Source organism: Stygiolobus caldivivus (assembly GCF_019704315.1).
Lineage (GTDB): Archaea > Thermoproteota > Thermoprotei_A > Sulfolobales > Sulfolobaceae > Stygiolobus > Stygiolobus caldivivus.
In genome coordinates this window covers 1,147,958-1,167,013 of the sequence record NZ_AP024597.1, presented here as the reverse complement: position 1 = coordinate 1,167,013, position 19,056 = coordinate 1,147,958, and the positions used below count along the sequence as shown (strand labels likewise).

The following is a 19,056-nucleotide window of genomic DNA, read 5'->3' as shown; positions in this document are numbered from 1 at the left end:
TCTTACGTTAAGTGTTTGGGGATAACTGTCATTTCGGAAAAATACACCGCATACACTCAATAAAGACCAGACGTGACGATTTTACATAAAATGTCGTAGACTGCGCGGAGTAATACTAACCGTAAATCAACGTAATAGAACCTAAGCTTACCGAGAAGATACAAATAACCCCCGTAAATCCTCCTCAAACAAACGGTGAAAAAACGGTTAGGGTTGAGACCTACCTTCTATGTCTATGACGTAGTTGCCCTTTCTACCCCTTATGAAGAACACCTGCCCGTTAACAGTGTTGACTTCTATCTGGTAACCGCTCTGCACCAAGACGTTTACGAGCTGCGTGTGTTCAGGGCTCCCTCCTTGTGGGGTAGGTTGGTAGGGTTGCTGAACTTGGGGCTGTAACGTCTGTGGGACTTGCGGTGGGGGCTGTACCTGAGGGGGCATAGGTGGGCGTTGGATCTGTTGTTGGGGTTGGTAAGGTTGCTGTGGAAACGGTGGTTGCTGTGTAGGAGGGTACTGCATAGGCGGAGACTGTTGCTGTGTGAGTTGAGGCGGTGTTTGCACAGGCCGTTGGTAAGGTGCAACTGTGCCCTGGTTTACTACCGGTTCGGCTATGTTCATCAGCTCCCACTCCAGTGCACCGTGGGTTATCAGCCTTACTGTACCCCAGTCGTTAAATAGTTCTACTTCCCCGTGCTCTTCTCCCCTCCTTACAAATATCTTAAAACCGTTGTCTCTGGGTTCGTCTCTATGTATTTCGAACCCGTTATTTTGGAGCTCGCCCACTAACCTGTCGTGTATCGTATATACATCTACGTTGTCCATCTGGAAGGTCTTTTCCATTGCCGATCACTGATCTTTCTCAAGACCTATTTTAAACCTTTCTTGTAATTATATAAAATGGCTGTGTTTATTGAAGAATTAATTGAGATGAGAAGAGAAAATTACAACATTGCCTTGAGTTATGCCTACCGCAAACGTTATTGGTACACGCAGATATGCACATAGGGTAATTCCCGTGTTAGTCCTTAGTCTAAACCCAGTCTGCTGCTCACTAAAAACGACCTCATTTTATCACAATTGAAAGTATAGTTAGGTAATATCTAATATAATATATAATTAGGTATACGTCATGTTATTTATACATAGTACCGTACAAAGCCGTAAAGTAAGGGATTAGTAACGCAGTTTATCTAAATGGATTTGCGCAATACTTTACTACTCGCCCACGGGTTATACGACGGGAGAGAGTGGCAATTTACGACGAGTGCCTTACTGACTCCCTCTCAGTTCCCCGTAAATTTTAACAAACTAAAGGGATTTTTAGGGAAAATATTTAGTCTACTTTAATGACAGTATAGTATGGATTATAAAGATTTGGTGAAAGGGCTAGAAGAGATAGTTAAGACCCACTACTATAAGGTCATCGGGAAGCTCAAGGAGACACCGGTACTCATCACTACACTTGAAGGTACAATTAACTTATCAGTACTTAAGGGAGGCAAGCTTGAAAACCTTGCTAAAAGTGTTATAGATGTAGCGTCCCCTAAACCCCAATTGGACTATGTCCCGTTTACCCGTGACGTCGAGAAAGGGAAAGAAGTCCACTCGGTATACACTGTTAACTTAAAAGGGGAGGAGTCTGAGGTCTCTTCTCCGAGGAAGAGGGTCACCTCAATAGCTTATGACGAAAAGACTATAGTGTACACGGCGTCGTCAGCCGAGTCCACTTCCCTCGGGTTTTCCATAAATATTATACATCAAAGACGTAATGAGGTTTGAACACAAGGTGGTCTCATTATGAAAATGCCTAAGGAAATAGGGAGTGTAATACTTTTGGTCACTCTCCTTAGCTTCGTAGACGTATTTATAGGGTATTATTTCGTAATAAATACCTACCTAGTTTATAAAAACCTGATACTCTCGGCGTTAATATTGACTTTATTAAATGCCTCAAATGTCCTCTCACTACCTCTGCCCTATATTTATAAAAGGCTCAAAAGTGTAAAGGTTAATGTAATAATATTCTCTATATTATCCTTCCTTATAATTTTCACTTTAAGTCTAGACTTAACACCTTTAGGACTGGTCCCCTTAATAGCCCTTTACGACTTCCTAATTGTAGCAGTATTCAGGTCATTAGGGTATTATGCGAGGACTTTACTAGACAAATATGGTGAATTCATAGATTATAATTCTATCCGGGAAATCTCCTTTTCAGCCACTTCTATCATCGCATTAGTACTGGTGGGGTTATTTAATGCGTACTTGTCAAAGACTTATCTACCGATTATAGGAGCCCCTTTGTTAGTAGTAGCACTCCTGTCCATAAAATTAAATGACGTTAAGATGACCCTCTCCGCTACTAATCCCTTGAAGGTGTGGTCGCAATACATAAAGAGTAACCGCGTGTTCAAGTTCATGGAAACACGGATATACCCAGTTATAGGCTTAGCCGGTGCGTCGTCTGTTTTGTTCCTTAAACTCGTTTATGTAAATGAGGGGACTTTCCCGGAGTACATCAGTACTGTCTTAATAGTGAGTATATTAGCCCAGATAATTGGTGCCGTTATTGCCCTGAAGTGGAAGTCAGAGACCGCGAAGAAGTTCCTGCTCTTATCGCTCCCCGCCATATTAATCGAATACGTGTTCCCCTTCATCCGAGGCGACATAATACCTATTTCTGTCCTAACTTTCTTACAGACGGTGCTAGTAGCTTACGTTTTCGTCCATATTAATTCTGTCTACCAATACATCGTCAGCAAAGACGCTTACATTAACGTCACGATCACACAATCAGTTTTAACACAGCTCTCGATATTCATAGGTAGCGTCTTGGTATCGGTAATAGCTACTCTCGTGGGGATTACATACACTTATGTAGGTGTTGCATCATTAATGCTATTCATAGTGTTATTTACAATATCCTCCGACACGACAAAGGACATAAGGGCGGGCCAGTAAGGTAGGCCAATTGCTAGTGTCTTTACTAGCCATCTGACCCCTCCACGTCTAGGAAGGGCTCACAGAGAGTTCATTGTCCCCGCCCCCGGTTCGGAGATAAGGCGGTCGAGTGTGGCGGAGTACCGCTACCTGCCTGAAAGGAGAGGGGCTTTCACCCATAACATCCAGTCCCTTAAGGGAGGGGAGTGAGTCCCCTCTGACACCCACATTAAGCCATCAGTGGAACCAGGGAGGAGCGTCATTAACACCGCTGAAAGGTATATCGCAAAGCGGCAATTAATATAAACTGTTTATCCCCTCAGCGGGGCTTCCCACCCCTCCCCCTTAAACTCCGTTTTGTAAATACTCGACTACTACTGCGAGGGTTTTTAAGTAGACGCTAAGCGTTAAACTGCCCTCATTTAACATGGGAGGTGCGTAATACCCCCTCAGATCCTCTTACCCTTAGTCTCTTTTATAAGGGTCAAACTCACAACTGTGACTACCACGTAGGGTAAGGACACTTGCAATACCCCGTAACCGCTTAACCTAAGTACCACGGGAGCTAACGTACCCCCCAAAAGGCTCGCCACTTGGTAAGAGAAGTTAGACGCAGTGAAACGGTATTCCCTGTTGAAGAGCTCGGTGAATATTGAGGACTGCGGTGCGTAGAGCGAAGCGTCCGATATGGAGAGGACTACCTCTCCCAGAGTGAGGTTTGAAGAGAAGAGAAAAGAACCGAGGGCCATTAGGGCTGCCCCTAAAAACACGACGGACTTCCTGCCTAAGACATCGCTTAGGTAACCGAAGAGGGGTAGGAGGAGTAACTGGATAGCGACCGCGATCGCCACTAACGTAGAGACCTCATTAGTCCCGACGGGCTCTGAGAACACAAAGGAAGTGAATATGTAAAAGTTAGCACTTTCACTAACTTTTATACCTATTGCTTTAACGATGTCTTTCCAGTCATCCCTTATAGCGTTAATTATGGGGATACCGGTACCACCCTTCACGCTTTTTACGTCCTTTATAAATAACGTGGAGAATATAGAGAGGACTACGGGAAAGACCAAACAGAACCTCCAGTCCGAAAGGGAGTAGAAGGAGAGGAGGAAGAGGGAAAAAGAGGAGAGTATCACCGAGATAGGGACGGCTAACTGTACTAGTGAAGCGAAAAACCCCCTGAGTCTGGACTCGCTGTACGCCTCTATTACAACTGTGCTCGCACCACCCCACTCACCGCCCAGGCTCAGGCCTTGTAAGAGCCTGAAAGCGAGGGTAGTGGGGTATGTATAGTAGAGTATTACCATTACCGACGAGAGGGCCAAGACCACAGTGGTGAGGGTTAACGACAGCTTCCTGTCTACTTTATCACCTATATACCCGAAGAGGACACTACCCAGGATTCTCCCTACGAAACCCAGAGCAAAGACCAGTACCCCGTATTGGGGAGGGTAGAGGAATAAGGACAACTGTGAGAGGAGGAAGAAAGCGTACCACTGTGAGACGGTCAACAACACGTTTCCTAAAACGGTCTTCACAAAGTATAAACATAAATAGCGGTTAATAAGCTCAGGCAACGGAAATACGGCGGGTAACAAGACGAGGCGGAGTCTGGTCACGTGTCAGTGCGCCATTTAAGCCCATAAAGCGAGACATCAGAGGGCGTGAAATTGGCCCGCATATCCATCGCTTAATACTGAAGCCGGATGTTACGGAGGTCAGAGGCAGTGTTCCCCGTAAACCCTCATGTCCTTTTTCCCCGTGGCTATAATGTTTAATATCGTGACAATGTTAATTACGTGTTTTATGTAAAGGGGATGTGAGACGACCGAGGAGTCTACATTTTCATAGTTACGAAGGGTAGTTTAAGAGACGTCGTCTTAAAGTATTGGCTCGTCTTCGGAGAGACTGTCGTTGAGAGTCCGGCTTAAGGAAAGTTTAATTTGACTCGGTTCATGGCTATTTTTCATAACAAATGCGGAGGCAACCCTCTTTGACTTAACAGATGTGTCCATATGGCACAAATTACAAGCTCCGACACGGTTAGGTACATGTGTCCCCCCCCCCCATTATGGCTTAGAGGAACCCAAAGTCAGATAGAAAATAGTGTGTAAGCTCGACTTTTCATTCGAGGGTAATGCCCTACTAATGATGCGTTTTTTAATACGATGTCACGGTGCAGCTGTGGGAAAAAAGGCGAGGTGAAGATAAAGGACAAATAAAAAGAAAAATACAACCCCCCGTCTTTTCTCTTTTTTAAATAAAAAACTTCACATTTATCTTTCCTTCTTCCTCCTCTTCTTTCTTTCTTTTTTTCTTAATTAATTTTAGAGGTAGCCTCTCTCCTCTCTAACTGCTCACAGTGACTCTCTCTTCTTCGCTTACTTCTTCCAGCGGTTTCCCTTTAGTTTCAGGTACCCCGAACCATGTTAACGCAGTAGCGATAAACATCAATACTGCAAAGAACATCATCGCTACCTCTTTACTTACTGAAATGAATAGCACCGGGAACACAAACGAAGCGATTGCCGCACCCGTCCTACCAGAGGCGACCGTTATAGCTTGTACTATCCCCCTTACTTTAGTCGGTGCCAGTTCCACTCCTAACATACCTGCTGTGCTAATTATACCGGGCCCGAAGCTACCCATAAACTCGTGCAACCCGTATATCAACAGTAAGAGGCCGGCTGGTAAATACGGCTCGCTGGGTAACAGTAAAGCAAATGCTGCCAAGAACACACCTTCACCCAGAGACCCTACTGCTTGGAGGAACTTTCTACCCATCCTATCTACTTGGGCTATACCGAAAGCCTTACCGGGGAAGCCAAAGACGGCCGCGATTATTAAGGAAAATATCGCCGGGTTATATATCCCTATAGACCTTGCTATCAGAGTAGGGCCGAAGAGCCCGTTAGCATAACCCGTTAAGTCGTAGAGGAACCATAATATCGCCGCTACAGCGAAGACCCTACCCGCTGTCCTTAAATAAAGGGTCATAGGGTTACAGTCCTTCAATTTACCTTGGACGTTAACCTCCTTACCAGTGACCTCTTTCACTACCCTAGTAAAGTGGGTATTATCACCTTTTATCCTTAATAAGTAGCGTGGTGTCTCAGGTACCTTCCTCCTCAAGTATATCACCGACGCTGCGGGGACAGCACCAGCCGCGAGGATGACCCTCCACAGTAGGTCATAGTTGACTATGGGAGAGAGCGCTAAGTACAAGAGCGACGCCGTAACTGCTCCCAAGCTCCACATGAGCCCGAAGCCCACCGCTATTAGCTTCCCCCTGTCCTTCGCGTTTGAGTGCTCTGCCATTATCAGGGGCGAGAGCACATAGTCTGCCCCAGTACCTATCCCCACCAGGAACCTGACTACAGCCAGCTCTGCTGGAGACGTAACAAACGCTTGTAAAAGTGCACCTACGGTCATTAAGGCGACGTCTACACCATAAAACGTCTTCCTACCCTTATTGGAGAGGATACCGAAGACTATTGCGCCTAAAGCAGCACCTATAAACACTGTCCCTGCTAGGACGCCTAACCAGAAAGTATAGAGCGGACTACTCTTGGTTATATTAAAGGTCTTTAAGACGTCCAGCAGTACCAGGCTAATGGAAGACAATAGGTAGCCGTCTGTAAATACTCCCATCCCGGTAGTAAACAAAGCTTTTATGTGGAACATATCGAACTTTTTATCGTCTACGGGTTTGAAGACATCACTTAACTTCATAAGTGTCTTATAGGTCTCATGTTTTTTAAGAATTTTGAATATAAACTATTTATTACTAAATATTACTAAATAGTTTACAAAAGATTGAAAGTCTCGCCCTTTATGGTGCTTCGCACCCTATTTAAGGGACTAGACGTAACGGTTAAACGTCCTCTTCGGGGGAGTCCTCTAGGCCTCTCGACTGACCCTCAAATGTAGCCCCGAACCTATGGGGGACGGTGAACCGTTCCGGACGTGAACACATATAGGTTGAAAGGGACCACGTGGTGACCTTAGCTGGTACTATGTTTCAGATTCAACAGAAAGGTCTATTACTGAACACCCTCACCCTTCCAGTGTGGGGAGGGAGTCTGGCCTTTGCTAAAAGCGATTCCTTAACACCGGATTATTATACACGGCGCTAGTGACCTGTGTACTACCCCCCCCCCCGTTCTTCAACCCCCGTGGAAAACTGTCTCCAACACCTCGTGCCCCCCACCTCATTTCCCTAGGTAAGTTTTATATATTATGGCAATTTTTTCTCAACTTATGATAGATATAACCCTTCAGGGGTTTAACGTACTACACGACCTATGGGGCAACGCACAAGGTTTAAAGGTCTTTATGGCCGGGAACCAGTGGTTTGTAGTCCCGGAACTTTTAGACCTCTTAAGCAAAAACGGTATCTCGGCGTATGTCGAAACACTCCCCCCGGGCATAGTAAAAGAACACTCAAAAGGTAACCCGATAAAAGTCGGTAACTTGGTAATAGATTTTAAGCCCGAGCTGGTTTCCCTTCCGCCTTCAATGGTCAAGGAACTAGACGTAGTAAAGGCTTTCGACTACGTCAGTAACTCTATTGCAATAGTATATAATAAGGAGAAGGTGGAGATAACCGGTTGGTGCTCTTTAAAGGGTCTAAAGGTCGCAATACCCAACCCTATTACTGAGGGAATAGGACAATTATTTAAAGAGATATATGAAGAGGCCTGCGGTAATTATGAAGAGTTGACAAGAGGAGTATACCTCACTAAGGTACACCATAGGGAAATACCTGAGATGTTGAAGAATAATGAAATAGACGCCGGTGTGGTATGGCTTACCGAGGCCCTCTACTGGGGGTTCAAATATTCTGTCCCTTCTCCCAACAAGGAGGGCAGGCTAACTTTCGGGCTCATGAGAGAACACACCGAAACTGCCGAGAAGGCTTTTTCGCTCCTGAGGTCTGAAAAGGTAAAAGAGATCTATACAAAATACGGTTTTAGGTGGATCGCGTGAAGGTGGTGGTCCAAGTATCTGACAGTGATAAGGTAGCACAAGCTGTCAAGTCAGTGGTAAACCTAGTGAACGACTTAGGAGAGGAACTGGAAGAGGTCGAGGTGGTATTTCACCAGTCAGCAATAGTTGCCACGACGTCAGCGGAAAGTGTTAGGCCCCTCCTAGACCGTGAAAGAGTAAAAGTAGTCGCGTGTCGTAATTCGTTAAAAGCTCAGGGGATAAGCGAAGACTCTCTACCTAGAGGTGTAAAAGTAGTTACTTCAGGAGTAGGGGAAATAGTTAGGAGACAGAAGGAGGGCTGGATCTACCTAAAACTATAGGCGATGACCCCCTCCGGACATATACGGTAAGGGGAGTTAGACCCGGTATAATACCTTAGACAGTGTAGGAGTAGTTAGGGCCGTGTTTAATGTTTATAGTGGACATAGTTTCCTTAGGACGAGGCCTACACACGTCGTTCATCACCCACGGCTTCACCATAACATAATGTGTTATCGTAGAGGGGTTCGTTTCAACACTTTACCTAAAACCCCTAAAACCTCTGGTATTCTTTCCAATAAGACGTTTAATACATTTTGCTATTATATCGGTAAGCTAATATGGGCGAGAGGACTTTGGTATAAAACGTACACGTCTTCCGGGCAGGAAGACGAGGTCTCGCCCTATAGTGTCTGACAGAGTATATTAGTAGCCAAGCCGAAGAGTTGACCTACGAGTCGTCGCGTACCTACGAAACCTTAAAAATACTCACAAAGTAAAAAAATATTATGTTGGTCTTAAATGAGAAAGTCCCTGAAAAAGTAATCCTAGTAGAGGAGCCCGAAATCGCCGAGTTAATTTCTAAGTACATGACGACAGTGAAGTCCGTGAAAAGGCGGGGCTATTCAGTCTATATCGGGATTTACGGGGGCTCACCGATAGCTATAGCCTCACACGGTGTAGGAGGGCCGTCCCTAGCACTGATCCTTGAAGAATTAATACAGTACGGGGCAAGAATAGTCCTCAGGTACGGTACAGCTGGAGCTACGGAATGCAGTAACGTGGGTAAATACCTGATACCGGTCGGCGTATCACACCACGTCTATAGCTCCCTATACCAGAGGTCGAGGGGTGACACCTCGCTCTCCCTCTACCCGGACTTGGAAATGGCTTACAAGCTGTACAGTTTCCTGAAGCAGAGGAGGAGGAATGTGATCTACGGTTCTGTATTCCAGAGCGACGACTTTTACGCAGAATCGCACATAAGCAGTGACGACGCCGTAGACATGGAGACGGGGACCCTCTTTTTGGTCTCACGCCTTAAGAAGGTCAGGTCGGCCTCCTTAGTCATCCTCGCTAACTGTAGGGGGAGGGACTGGATAGATTACGAAAAGCTATATGAGACTGACGCACAACTAGTCCTCGACTTTATGTCCTCGTTTGAAGGCGAGGCTGAACGTATCTAAAAACCCTCTCGTAAAGACCTTTCAGTAACCGCCGCTGAGAGTATAACCCACTCTGTGAACTACCCCTGCCTCACGGACGGGACACCTCGCGTTAAAACCTCAACTCCCACGGTTGCAAACCCAAGTCTGTTAGAGGCGAAGCATGTGGAGCCTACTTATTGGTCGTGTAAAAATTCCGCCAACGAAGAGGCAGAGGTACGTTAAGTAAAAATAGGGGTGATTAAGGGCCTCGATAAACTGCCCCCTAAAAATTACTCAAAGAAGGCCCACTCAGGGCTCAGCTGGTGAGGCCTCATGGGAAAGCCGTCGCTTACAGTAGTTGGCCTCGGAAAAAGTGCCGGTGGGACAAGAAAGGAAAGGAGTGGTATAGGAGGACGGCTTTCCACCCCACTACAGCCGGACTTAAGGTCATCACACGGAGGTTTAACCTGACGTGGGGTTTCCATATAATACCTTTAGGGCCCCACAGGTTATGTCACCTAAGGGTTTTAATACCCATACCGGTTGTTTAACTCTACATAGAGTGTGTGATGGGCCGTATCACCGTAATTATCAGCACTTATCTCGGGCAGAACGGTCTCCCAATTACTCCTCGTCTCGGAGGACACAGATGTTAACTACCGGACACCTAAAATCCCGTAAATGTACCGACAGCCCAATGACGGCTTCCCGTAGCGGAAATACTTCATGTAGTGTATATATATGTTTTTATATTTCGTAACTTAATAACAACGGATGGGGCTCGTCCACCAATCCTTGGCTACGGTCTCAGTCCTCCTGTTCGCCCTCTCTGTATCGTTCCTTTTAGCTAGGAGTTTAAAAAGGAGGAAAAGAAAAAGATAATATATGGACTTAGAAAAGCTAAAAAAGGACGCACTTGAGGTCGAAGATAAAATAGTCCAGATCAGGAGGAAAATACACGAATACCCTGAACTGTCTTACAAGGAGTATAACACGGCAAAGCTGGTAGCTGATACACTCAGGGAACTAGGGTTGGAAGTTAAAGTAGGTGTGGGACTACCCACAGCGGTAGTCGGGACTTTAAGGGCCTCGAAGCCGGGTAAAGTCGTAGCGCTGAGGGCCGATATGGACGCCCTCCCGGTGGAAGAGATGACCGACTTACCCTATAAGTCTAAGGTAAAGGGGGTGATGCACGCTTGCGGTCACGACGCACACGTAGCCATGCTACTCGGTGCGGCTATGCTCTTGGTGAAGAATAAGGACATGCTCTCAGGGGAAGTGAGGTTCCTATTCCAACCTGCTGAAGAGGACGGAGGACTGGGCGGTGCTAAACCCATGATCGAAGCGGGGGTCATGGACGGGGTGGACTACGTGTTCGGGTTACACGTCTTTACAAAATACCCTGCAGGTGTGTTTGCGACAAGGAAAGGGCCACTCATGGCTACTCCGGACGCGTTTAAAATCAGGGTGCACGGGAAAGGGGGCCACGGTTCAGCCCCCCATGAAACCGTAGACCCAATATACATATCACTCCTGATAGCTAACGCTATCTACGGGATCCCCTCGAGACAAATAGACCCGGTACAACCATTCGTGATCTCCATCACCTCGATCCATTCAGGGACAAAGGACAATATAATCCCCGACGACGCGGTAATGGAAGGGACTATAAGGAGCCTGGATGAAGGGGTTAGGAAAAAGGCGTTGAGTTATATGGAGAAAATAGTAGAGTCCATCTGCGGTATCTATAACGCTGAGTGTAAGGTCGAGTTCGTCCAAGACGTCTACCCCATCACTGTTAACGACCCGGAGGTCACGGAGGAGGTAATGAAAGTCCTAAGCGACATCTCCAAGGTGGAGGAGACGGAACCGGTGTTAGGGGCTGAGGACTTTTCACGGTTCCTACAGAAGGCTAAGGGGACATACATCTTTTTGGGGGCTAGAGACGAGGTATCGGGCTGTGTTTACCCCAACCACAGTTCGAGGTTCTGTATAGACGAGAGCGTGTTAAAACTGGGGGCCCTAGCCCACGCAGCCTTGGCGATAACTTTTACGAATAAGAAATAGGGACTGTCCCCGAAAAGGCCACTAAAAGGCTCATGTCCTTCTCGACACGGGCTCTTTTTGCTCAGGACTACAACGTGAAGTGTTTATTGAATGACAAGGGTAAGTTTCCCTAAACACTCATGGTAATACCCCGCTTTATGCTACAAGTGAAGACTTAAAACCCTAACAGTAGTCGCACTAACATGCACCTAGTCAGGGGCTGAAGGGCGAGGTACTGTCCTACTGCATATCTAATTTTTTAGCCATTTACGGCACTATCCCATAACTGGATGTGCAATAACACGCCATCGTGTGTGTTATAGGTAGAAAAACACTTCGTTCAGGTCGTGCGACTTTTTACCGAAAGAGTAAACTGTGACCTACGAAGCACCTTACATAGCGTGAAAGAAATCAGGGCCACACCACGTTATTTTCACACCTCTCGGTACACGTCGATAAACTTCGAATACCACTCCTTGTACTCCTTTTCGTTCACCACGTGGACCTCAAAGGGGTTCGGGTTACCAATAGCTTTATTGACCTCATGGTAGACCTTGAGCCTGTCCCACTCGTCCTTCACATCAGTAATAACTAGGACGTCAATGTCACTGTCCGGTCTGAAGTCCCCCCTGACGTAACTTCCGAAGAGTATTACCCTAGCGTGCGGGTCGATACTCGTAGCTACTTCTTTTATCTTTTTCAGATAATTGTCGACGTCTTTTAGGTACTTTTGCCTAGCCCTCATGTTATCCTCGAGGATGTCGACTATAGACATTTTAGCCACCTCATTAAGTCCTCCACGAACTTTAATGCTTTTTCGGCACTTTCTTTTGAGAAGGTGTAAGGGAGGTAACGTGAGGAAATATAGGACTGGGTTAAGAAGTCCAGCATTAGCTCGTCGACCTCTACCGGTTCGAATTTCTTTAGGTCGGTTATTAACTCCTTAAGGTTATGGGTCTTAGGAAAATCACCTAAGTGAGTATAAAGCTTATATTTGATACAGAGCTGGAGTGCTTGTTCTGAGTGGAACACTGAGAGGTTCCAAATGCCCTCTTCGAAATCCCTTTTAGCGTCGTGTAAGAAGGTCTTAGCGTTGTTTAAGAGGAAGCTCATAAGATAAGATGTGGTCACCAGTATATTATGTGTTAATGGGTCATCAGCGTATGTCTTGTCACCCATTATTATTCTCTGACTTAACAGAGGCGGTACTACACCTCGTTGTAAGGCATTCACGTCTAGCGAGTCAGGGACATTTAGAGCTAAACAAGGCTCGGTATGCCTATTGGTGAGGTCTGTTAACCGCACTTTCTCGTACTGTGCCCTCTGGTAGCTGGTACTGCCTAACGTGCACGCCCCAAGGAGTTCTCGAGGTGTTTGGGGGCCTATCCACGAGTAGACCATTGAAGTAAGGTATGCAAAACAATTCCCCGTCACTTATACTTAGTCAAGCGCTAAGGGGGCAAGCCCTTCATCGCATTCACAGCGAATGTGTATACTTTAGGCTAAAGCACCTGTCGTCCTTTACGAACTGACCGGGCATAAGCCCCACGCAAACACCATTGTAAGTCACAGCTGACGAGGTCACTCACCTTTCCCGTCACGACCTCAACTTCTTCGTGACTTCGCTGGTTACTTCTTTCGAAGCTCTGTTCAGGTCGCTGTTTCCTCCCAAAGTCTGCTGTAACTTTCGGGTAGTTTCAATGAGGTTGGTCTTCCTCGTCTGTTGGGCAATTTGTTGCATCTGCTGTAGTGCCTTAGTCGCACCCGTAAGGTCGTTTGTGTTCAGGTCAGACACTAGTTTTTGCATCAGGGAGTAATATTGGTATTCACTCAACAAGTCGTTGTTCACCCCTCTCAGGAAAGTGTTTTGGTCGTTAGTGGGGCTTATGGCGACCTCCCGAGTAATTGAGTCTTTCTTACCGGTCACCGGGTCTTCATATTCTACACTCACTACCATCACTATCCCGTTATATTGAGGTGGGACTGTCAGTTCTCCGAGTATTTTTACTACGCCCTCAATAGCCCCCAGCCTTACTGGCGGCCCAGGGTAGTTTAATAACCTGACGGGGGACTCCGAGGCTATGGTGACAGTGACGTTCTTGGCCCCTACGTTGGAGACCACAAACTGGGGTAGTACGTTTACTACTTCACTAGGGTAGTTGATGTGGTTTACCACACCCCCTGTCTTGTCGGCTAAAAGCTTAAGTATCTCTTCGATATAGTCGTCCCCTATACCGAACGATATCACCTTAAACCCCGGGGGTATGGTTAGCGCATCGAAATACCTCAGTACCTTGTCCCTGAACATCTTGTAGTAGATGAGGTAATTTCTACCGGTCAAGTTAGCCACGGAGTTGAGAGGGGGCACGTCTGTGGGCTGACCGTCCGTTAAGAGTATGATATAGCCCGGTGCGTCGTACTTACCCGCTATGTTTATTGCCTTTTTCAGGGCCTTGTACAGTGATGTGCCTCCTTCCACGCTTACGTCCCTCACTAACGGGATCAAGAGACGCGGGTCTGTAAACTCCCCCAACACTCTGACGTAATCTGAAAAGGTAATGAGAGTAACGTAGTTACCATCAGGGATCCTGTTGAGCAACTCTATTACCCCGTTCTTTGCCGTGTCAATTTTTTTCCCTTTCATTGAGAGAGAGTTATCCAGTAAGATTATGTAGTGGAAACCGGTAGCCTTTGCCAGTTTTTCGGGTACAATTATCGCCCTGAAAACGGCCCTTATTGGTGAGGTAAAGGAGTACCTATGGCTGAACTCTACCTTAGCCGAAATAACCATTGAGTAGTGGTATGTATAGAAGTATTTATGTTTTTACGTGATGTGGTATCGTACTCTTTCCAAGCACTACGACCGTTACGGTGCCACTGAGAGGACATGCGTGTAAAAGTACAAATGCGTTTGGAGGACTTTTTAGCTCCGCCTTAAGACGGTCGTAAACCGGGTAAGGTTATGCGGTCCAGCCCTATTGCCGGTCGCATTTAAGGTAAAACCGTCGAAATAAAAGTGTAAGGATTACGGCGCCAGAACTACCTCACTGTTTGTTCTCCTTTTCCTCATAAAGTTTTTTAGAGTAGTCTAAGACTTCCTCCGCCATCTTGACGGACTGCTGGGCGTCGTAGTCGGAGTACAGCATTTCAGGCGGAGTACCAGTCTCCTCGTCGCCGTACATTGACAGTTCCCTCTCTTTGCGCAAAGACCTTGAATAAGACGCAAAAACGTCTATTTTTTGTCTAAACCATTCAGGGAACTTTTCAGCATTGGCCTTGAGCAGTGGCCCTACGTCGTGAAATTTGGGCGGTTCGATATTGACTAAACGTAGGCAAGCCTTAAGAGCCAACCCGACAGCTTCTTGGCAAAGCCTTACCGTGATATTATACTTCTTCCTCTCATACTCCAGCTTAGCCAGCACTACCCTCTCCTCTGCCTGCGAGATATACGAATACGCTATAGTGTCAAAGTTCAACAGTCTCACCGAACTTCGAGCCTTTCTTTAGCACCCAGTACCACCTCTTACCCATCTTCACCCTTTCAGCCCCCAGTTCTTCTAGCCTCTCCCTTAACTTCTGCAATATTCTGGTGAAAAATAGGTCTTTGTCGTAGAGTATTATAGCGTCGTACACCATGTCTAAATAGAGGGGAGAGAACTTCTCTGCCTCCTCCGGTGTCTTTAAAACAGGAGAAAGGGAAATATAATACCCCTTACTCCACAGCTCCTCTAAGCCTAACCGGTCCTCTACCTTAGTCTCAAATAGCCTTATCCTCTTCAACATACTGTCCTTAGGTAGGCCCTTTATCACTACCAATAAGTCAACGTCACTATCTCTCCTGTTGTCCCCCCTAGCCACGCTACCGTAGAGTACCACAGAGACGAGGTCGTCCCCGAACTCCTCTTCCAATATTTTTACCATCTTGTTGAGCAAAGTAGCGTAGGGCTCCTTTAACATTAGGAATAAAGTGGTCTTGAGGGGTAAATAATGTTGCGATGAGTCCACGGCTCGATACAGCAGGATTTATCGGAAAGATCGTGTATCAGCGTATTACCCTAAATATTTACGTGAATACTTATACACGACCTTATGTTAGTAGTCAAAACTCTTAATTTCCGACCGTGGAGTACGCGATGGCACACATGTAATCGGTAAAAACACGTCAACGCAAGGGTTTTAGGTGAACCCAAGAGGTTTTATACAGCTTTACCCGGTTACTGACAAAATCCACTACCCCCGTTAAGCCCTTCAGTGAACGGTTTAACTGCGTATAGTACGGAGGGCTGTGACACCCCTCAGGGTAGCGTAAGGAATACCGCGTTACCCTTGTACCAGACCTGCGTTTATATATTACTATTAAGTTTTAAATTCGTCCAATATAAATTTAAATACAATAATTGCGATTATAATGTATAGAGAGAAAATGGTCAGGATCATTGTCTCTATAAAACAAGTCCCTGACGCTGACGATTTGAGGATAGATCCGGTGACAAACAACCTCGTCAGGGAAGGAGTACCTTCCGTGATCAACCCGCCAGACTTACACGCGATCGAGGAAGGTGTTAGGTTAAAGGAGAGGTACGGAGGAAAAGTAACGGTATTAACAATGGGCCCGCCCCAAGCTGAAGCTTCCCTGAAGGAAGCAATAGCGATGGGCGCTGATGAAGCGTACTTAATAACGGACAGGGCAATGGCAGGAGCTGACACGTGGGCTACTTCTTACACACTCTTTAGGGCAATCGAGAAAATAGGGAAGGCAGACATATACTTGTTCGGGAGGAGGGCCGTAGACGGTGAGACCGAGCAAGTAGGGCCACAGACAGCGAAGTGGTTAGGGATACCCGTAGTAGGTTACGTAAGCGAGATCAGGGAGGTATCGGACGGGAAGGCTACAGTAGTGAGGACTACGGAGGAAGAGCAGGAAGTAGTAGAGACGCCCCTCCCGTCAGTCTTCACGGTAATGGAGACCATAAATAAGCCCAGACAGCCTACAATAGACGACCTGATCAGGGCAAAGTGGGCTAAAGTGGTGAAGCTCACTAAGGACGACATAAGGGCTGAGCCCGACAAGGTCGGCTTAGCAGGTTCCCCCACGCGTGTCATAAAAGTGAGCCCTCCACCGAAGACCAGGAACGCCGAGTTATATAGGGGTAACGACGCCGGGGAATGGCTGTACGGTAAGATAGTCAAGTCACTGAACGAGGTAAACGAGGTGAAGTACGAATACACTAGGCCTGCACCTAAATACAAAGCTAAAGGCGAGGTGTGGGTCTACATAGACCACCTTGGGGAGGAGGTCAACAGGGTCTCATGGGAAATTGCCTCTGAGGGGAGGAGGATAGCGGACTCTATGGACGTCAAGTTAGCGGGAGTAACCGTAGGGGATGACGTCGAAGGGGTAGTCAGACAGGCCTTCGAGTTCGGCTTTGATAAGGTCTACCACGTTAAAGTCACGGGGTATGACTATTACGTGAACGACGTTTACACTAAAGCCTTGTCAAATGTCATAAAGAAGTATAGGCCTGAGGTAGTCCTCTTCCCGGGCACCAAGAACTCCAGGGAATTGGCCTCAACAGTAGCTATAGAAGTAGATACGGGTTTAATAGCTGACTGTGTGGACTTCCAAGTGGACGAGAAAGTGGGGCTCCTATCTATAAGACCTGATTTCGGGGGCAAGGAGATGAGTACCATAATCTGTCCTAACCGCAGGCCCATAATGGTGACCGTCAGGGGAGGAGTGTTTTACCCTACGAGGTTAAAGGGAGGTGATGAGGTAGTAGTAGAGAAGGTCGACGTGCAGGGTAGCTGGTATAACGTGAAGTCCCGTTCCAAACTGGAGAGACACAACTTGTTAGCAGAGGCCGACATAGTCGTCGGTGTAGGTAGGGGGATAAAGTCACCTGAAAACATAAAGCTGGCGGAGGAGTTAGCGGGGGTCCTCCACGGCGTAGTGGGCGTGAGTAAGCCCCTAGCTGACATGGGCTGGTACCCTAAGGACAGGCAGATAGGACAGACCGGGACGAGCATAAGGCCCAAACTGTACATCGCACTAGGTATATCCGGTGCCGTACAGCACTTAGTAGGTATCTCAGGGGCGAGGAGGGTCATTGCAGTCAACATAGACCCGGAAGCGCAAATATTTAAGAACTGTGACTACGGGGTGGTCGGGGACATATTTGAAGTCGTGCCCGACTTGATCAGGGTGATAAAAGAGAGGGGAGGTGTCACTCCATGAAGTTCGACGTGGTAGTAGTGGGGGCCGGGTGTTCGGGTTCCGTAGCAGCCCTGAACTCTGCAAAGAAGGGCTATAAGACGTTATTGGTAGAGAGGGGGCCGGAGCCCGGTTCTAAGAACGTGTCAGGCGCTATGATAAGGGAGTCAGACATATCAAGGTTTGTCGACATTGACGGCCTGCCCTTCGAGAAAGTGGTCAAGAGCGTTAAGCTGGTGTTTTCCACAAAGGCTAATTCCGTCGAGCTGAGGATAAGGCCTAGGGACAAGTTATACACGGTCTCAAGGCTTAAGTTTGACAAATGGCTCGCCCAAAAGGCCGAACAAGCAGGGGCTTTATTAGTGACCAAGACTACAGTGACCGGCGTGGAGGGTAATAAGGTCATAACTGAGAGGGGAGGAGTTGAGGCAGATTACGTCATCCTAAGTGAAGGTGCTAACGCGTTACTCTCCATGAGCTTAGGTATGAGGAGGGAACTCAAGCCTGAAGAGGCCGTGTTAGGGCTAAAAGAGGTATATTCCATGACTAGGGACGAAGTGAACAAGAGGTTTGGCCTTCAGGGCGATGACGGAGAGGCGTGGCGTGTGATAAGCGATAACCCTATACCGTTTGCAGGTTTCGTCTACACATATAAGGACTCCGTGTCACTAGGAGTAGGCGTCCCCCTGAGTAACGTAAAGGGGTTGAAGCCGTATGAAGTCTTAGACTCGTTTAGGTCTAGCTTGTCTGAGCTGGTCAAAGGCTCTTCTTTAAGGGAGTACTCAGCTAAGGTAATACCAGAAAACGGCTTCCCGTCCTTTAAGGCGTGTAACCAGAGGGTATACGTGACGGGGGACGCGATAGGCTTGGTAGACCCGTTGACCTTTAACGGTATAGGGCCTGCCATAGCCTCGGGCTACTTGGCTTCTGAAAACTTAGGGCAGTGTGAGGGTTACGAAAGGGCGTTACTCCAAGAGGAGGAGGTCTCGAGGATAGTGAGGTCGAGGACGTTAGTGAAGGAATTGTTAAAGGAGGAGAACTTCAAGTTCTATGTTAACCTCATTGTAGACCTCTTTGAGGGGTGGAGTAGCGGTGACTTATCGAAGCTCAAGTACTATAAGTCTAACTTATGGGCTATGTTAAGGCACTTGACCTTAGGGTTAGGGGTGGTAGGATGAGGATAGAGGAAAGGTTATACACTTTAAGGTATAAGAGGGACGAACAGCCCCACTTAATGGTCAAGGACCAGGAGCTCTGTAAGAGGTGTAATGAGGAATACGGTAGCCCTTGTATAGGAGTGTGCCCCGCTAACGTGTACTCTTTTGTCAAGGACAGACTGGTGGTCTCATATGAGAACTGTGTGGAGTGCGGTGCTTGTAAAATAGTCTGCCCGTTTAATAACATTATATGGAAATACCCGAGGTACGGGTTGGGTATCGCTCTGAGGTACGGATAAAGGTA

The 19,056-nt window shown here is 47.0% G+C and carries 18 protein-coding genes; 10 read left to right on the top strand and 8 right to left on the bottom strand.

Going from position 1 to position 19,056, the window contains the following annotated elements; genetic code table 11:
- Positions 1–207: 207 nt before the first annotated feature.
- On the bottom strand, positions 208–840 hold the full coding sequence (locus KN1_RS05780; RefSeq protein WP_221289921.1) for a hypothetical protein: 633 nt from the start codon (positions 838–840) through the stop codon (positions 208–210).
- A 519-nt stretch (positions 841–1,359) separates the two neighbouring features.
- Here KN1_RS05780 and KN1_RS05775 point away from each other — a divergent pair.
- Both KN1_RS05775 and KN1_RS05770 read left to right on the top strand, forming a co-directional pair.
- Complete coding sequence (locus KN1_RS05775; protein ID WP_221289919.1) at positions 1,360–1,779, top strand: hypothetical protein; 420 nt, start codon at positions 1,360–1,362, stop codon at positions 1,777–1,779.
- An 18-nt stretch (positions 1,780–1,797) separates the two neighbouring features.
- On the top strand, positions 1,798–2,961 hold the full coding sequence (locus KN1_RS05770; RefSeq protein ID WP_225905798.1) for a hypothetical protein: 1,164 nt from the start codon (positions 1,798–1,800) through the stop codon (positions 2,959–2,961).
- A 428-nt stretch (positions 2,962–3,389) separates the two neighbouring features.
- Here KN1_RS05770 and KN1_RS05765 read toward each other — a convergent pair whose 3' ends face one another.
- Together KN1_RS05765 and KN1_RS05760 are read right to left on the bottom strand one after the other, a co-directional pair.
- Positions 3,390–4,481 (bottom strand): MFS transporter, encoded by a 1,092-nt coding sequence (locus KN1_RS05765; RefSeq protein WP_221289918.1) that lies wholly within the window; start codon positions 4,479–4,481, stop codon positions 3,390–3,392.
- An 811-nt stretch (positions 4,482–5,292) separates the two neighbouring features.
- Entirely contained in the window at positions 5,293–6,675 is a 1,383-nt protein-coding gene (locus KN1_RS05760; protein WP_221289916.1) for an MFS transporter, read from the bottom strand.
- Positions 6,676–7,203: 528 nt separating this feature from the next.
- Between KN1_RS05760 and KN1_RS05755 the strand changes: the two genes are divergently transcribed.
- The 5 genes from KN1_RS05755 (at position 7,204) to cpsA (ending at position 11,405) form a co-directional block, all read left to right on the top strand.
- A complete protein-coding gene (locus KN1_RS05755) occupies positions 7,204–7,932 on the top strand; it encodes a molybdate ABC transporter substrate-binding protein (protein ID WP_225905797.1) in 729 nt (242 codons plus the stop codon).
- The gene (locus KN1_RS05750; RefSeq protein WP_221289914.1) at positions 7,929–8,252 is read left to right on the top strand and encodes a DsrE family protein; all 324 of its coding nucleotides are present in this window, start codon (positions 7,929–7,931) and stop codon (positions 8,250–8,252) included. Before KN1_RS05755 ends, KN1_RS05750 begins: the two co-directional genes overlap by 4 nt.
- A gap of 447 nt (positions 8,253–8,699) precedes the next feature.
- Positions 8,700–9,377, top strand: a complete 678-nt coding sequence (locus tag KN1_RS05745) for a phosphorylase family protein (protein ID WP_221289910.1) — start codon at positions 8,700–8,702, stop codon at positions 9,375–9,377.
- A gap of 294 nt (positions 9,378–9,671) precedes the next feature.
- Positions 9,672–9,809, top strand: a complete 138-nt coding sequence (locus KN1_RS05740) for a hypothetical protein (protein WP_221289909.1) — start codon at positions 9,672–9,674, stop codon at positions 9,807–9,809.
- Between the two features lie 414 nt (positions 9,810–10,223).
- Positions 10,224–11,405 carry a carboxypeptidase CpsA gene (gene cpsA / locus KN1_RS05735; RefSeq protein WP_221289908.1) on the top strand — a complete coding sequence of 394 codons (1,182 nt, stop codon included), beginning with the start codon at positions 10,224–10,226 and terminating at the stop codon, positions 11,403–11,405.
- A 412-nt stretch (positions 11,406–11,817) separates the two neighbouring features.
- On the opposite strand, the gene KN1_RS05730 is transcribed toward cpsA, so the two are convergent.
- The 5 genes from KN1_RS05730 to KN1_RS05710 all read right to left on the bottom strand — a co-directional run bounded on the left by KN1_RS05730 (position 11,818) and on the right by KN1_RS05710 (position 15,341).
- On the bottom strand, positions 11,818–12,159 hold the full coding sequence (locus KN1_RS05730) for a nucleotidyltransferase domain-containing protein (RefSeq protein WP_221289907.1): 342 nt from the start codon (positions 12,157–12,159) through the stop codon (positions 11,818–11,820).
- Complete coding sequence (locus tag KN1_RS14700) at positions 12,150–12,818, bottom strand: HEPN domain-containing protein (RefSeq protein ID WP_225905796.1); 669 nt, start codon at positions 12,816–12,818, stop codon at positions 12,150–12,152. The genes KN1_RS05730 and KN1_RS14700 overlap by 10 nt, the downstream gene beginning before the upstream one ends.
- 163 nt (positions 12,819–12,981) lie before the next feature.
- Positions 12,982–14,175: a VWA domain-containing protein gene (locus KN1_RS05720; protein WP_221289906.1), complete on the bottom strand. Its 1,194-nt coding sequence runs from the start codon at positions 14,173–14,175 to the stop codon at positions 12,982–12,984.
- Positions 14,176–14,428: 253 nt separating this feature from the next.
- On the bottom strand, positions 14,429–14,860 hold the full coding sequence (locus tag KN1_RS05715; protein ID WP_221289905.1) for a HEPN domain-containing protein: 432 nt from the start codon (positions 14,858–14,860) through the stop codon (positions 14,429–14,431).
- A complete protein-coding gene (locus tag KN1_RS05710) occupies positions 14,850–15,341 on the bottom strand; it encodes a nucleotidyltransferase domain-containing protein (RefSeq protein ID WP_221289903.1) in 492 nt (163 codons plus the stop codon). The genes KN1_RS05715 and KN1_RS05710 overlap by 11 nt, the downstream gene beginning before the upstream one ends.
- 451 nt (positions 15,342–15,792) lie before the next feature.
- Between KN1_RS05710 and KN1_RS05705 the strand changes: the two genes are divergently transcribed.
- Genes KN1_RS05705 through KN1_RS05695 form a run of 3 tightly spaced genes read left to right on the top strand, consistent with a single transcriptional unit; the run spans position 15,793 to position 19,051 of the window.
- Positions 15,793–17,619, top strand: coding sequence for an FAD-binding protein (locus tag KN1_RS05705; protein WP_225905795.1), 1,827 nt, complete (start codon positions 15,793–15,795; stop codon positions 17,617–17,619).
- Complete coding sequence (locus tag KN1_RS05700; protein ID WP_221289901.1) at positions 17,616–18,773, top strand: NAD(P)/FAD-dependent oxidoreductase; 1,158 nt, start codon at positions 17,616–17,618, stop codon at positions 18,771–18,773. The genes KN1_RS05705 and KN1_RS05700 overlap by 4 nt, the downstream gene beginning before the upstream one ends.
- On the top strand, positions 18,770–19,051 hold the full coding sequence (locus tag KN1_RS05695) for a ferredoxin family protein (RefSeq protein ID WP_221289900.1): 282 nt from the start codon (positions 18,770–18,772) through the stop codon (positions 19,049–19,051). Before KN1_RS05700 ends, KN1_RS05695 begins: the two co-directional genes overlap by 4 nt.
- Positions 19,052–19,056: the final 5 nt, after the last annotated feature.

Excerpts from the sequence above, each read along its gene's own strand:
- KN1_RS05780 (WP_221289921.1), bottom strand. The coding sequence starts at position 840 with ATGGAAAAGACCTTCCAGATGGACAACGTAGATGTATATACGATACAC.
- KN1_RS05775 (WP_221289919.1), top strand. The coding sequence starts at position 1,360 with ATGGATTATAAAGATTTGGTGAAAGGGCTAGAAGAGATAGTTAAGACC.
- KN1_RS05760 (WP_221289916.1), bottom strand. The coding sequence starts at position 6,675 with ATGAAGTTAAGTGATGTCTTCAAACCCGTAGACGATAAAAAGTTCGAT.
- KN1_RS05695 (WP_221289900.1), top strand. The coding sequence starts at position 18,770 with ATGAGGATAGAGGAAAGGTTATACACTTTAAGGTATAAGAGGGACGAA.
- KN1_RS05705 (WP_225905795.1), top strand. The coding sequence starts at position 15,793 with ATGTATAGAGAGAAAATGGTCAGGATCATTGTCTCTATAAAACAAGTC.
- KN1_RS05770 (WP_225905798.1), top strand. The coding sequence starts at position 1,798 with ATGAAAATGCCTAAGGAAATAGGGAGTGTAATACTTTTGGTCACTCTC.
- KN1_RS05700 (WP_221289901.1), top strand. The coding sequence starts at position 17,616 with ATGAAGTTCGACGTGGTAGTAGTGGGGGCCGGGTGTTCGGGTTCCGTA.
- KN1_RS05745 (WP_221289910.1), top strand. The coding sequence starts at position 8,700 with ATGTTGGTCTTAAATGAGAAAGTCCCTGAAAAAGTAATCCTAGTAGAG.
- KN1_RS05740 (WP_221289909.1), top strand. The coding sequence starts at position 9,672 with ATGGGAAAGCCGTCGCTTACAGTAGTTGGCCTCGGAAAAAGTGCCGGT.
- KN1_RS05730 (WP_221289907.1), bottom strand. The coding sequence starts at position 12,159 with ATGTCTATAGTCGACATCCTCGAGGATAACATGAGGGCTAGGCAAAAG.
- cpsA (WP_221289908.1), top strand. The coding sequence starts at position 10,224 with ATGGACTTAGAAAAGCTAAAAAAGGACGCACTTGAGGTCGAAGATAAA.
- KN1_RS05755 (WP_225905797.1), top strand. The coding sequence starts at position 7,204 with ATGATAGATATAACCCTTCAGGGGTTTAACGTACTACACGACCTATGG.
- KN1_RS05710 (WP_221289903.1), bottom strand. The coding sequence starts at position 15,341 with ATGTTAAAGGAGCCCTACGCTACTTTGCTCAACAAGATGGTAAAAATA.
- KN1_RS05720 (WP_221289906.1), bottom strand. The coding sequence starts at position 14,175 with ATGGTTATTTCGGCTAAGGTAGAGTTCAGCCATAGGTACTCCTTTACC.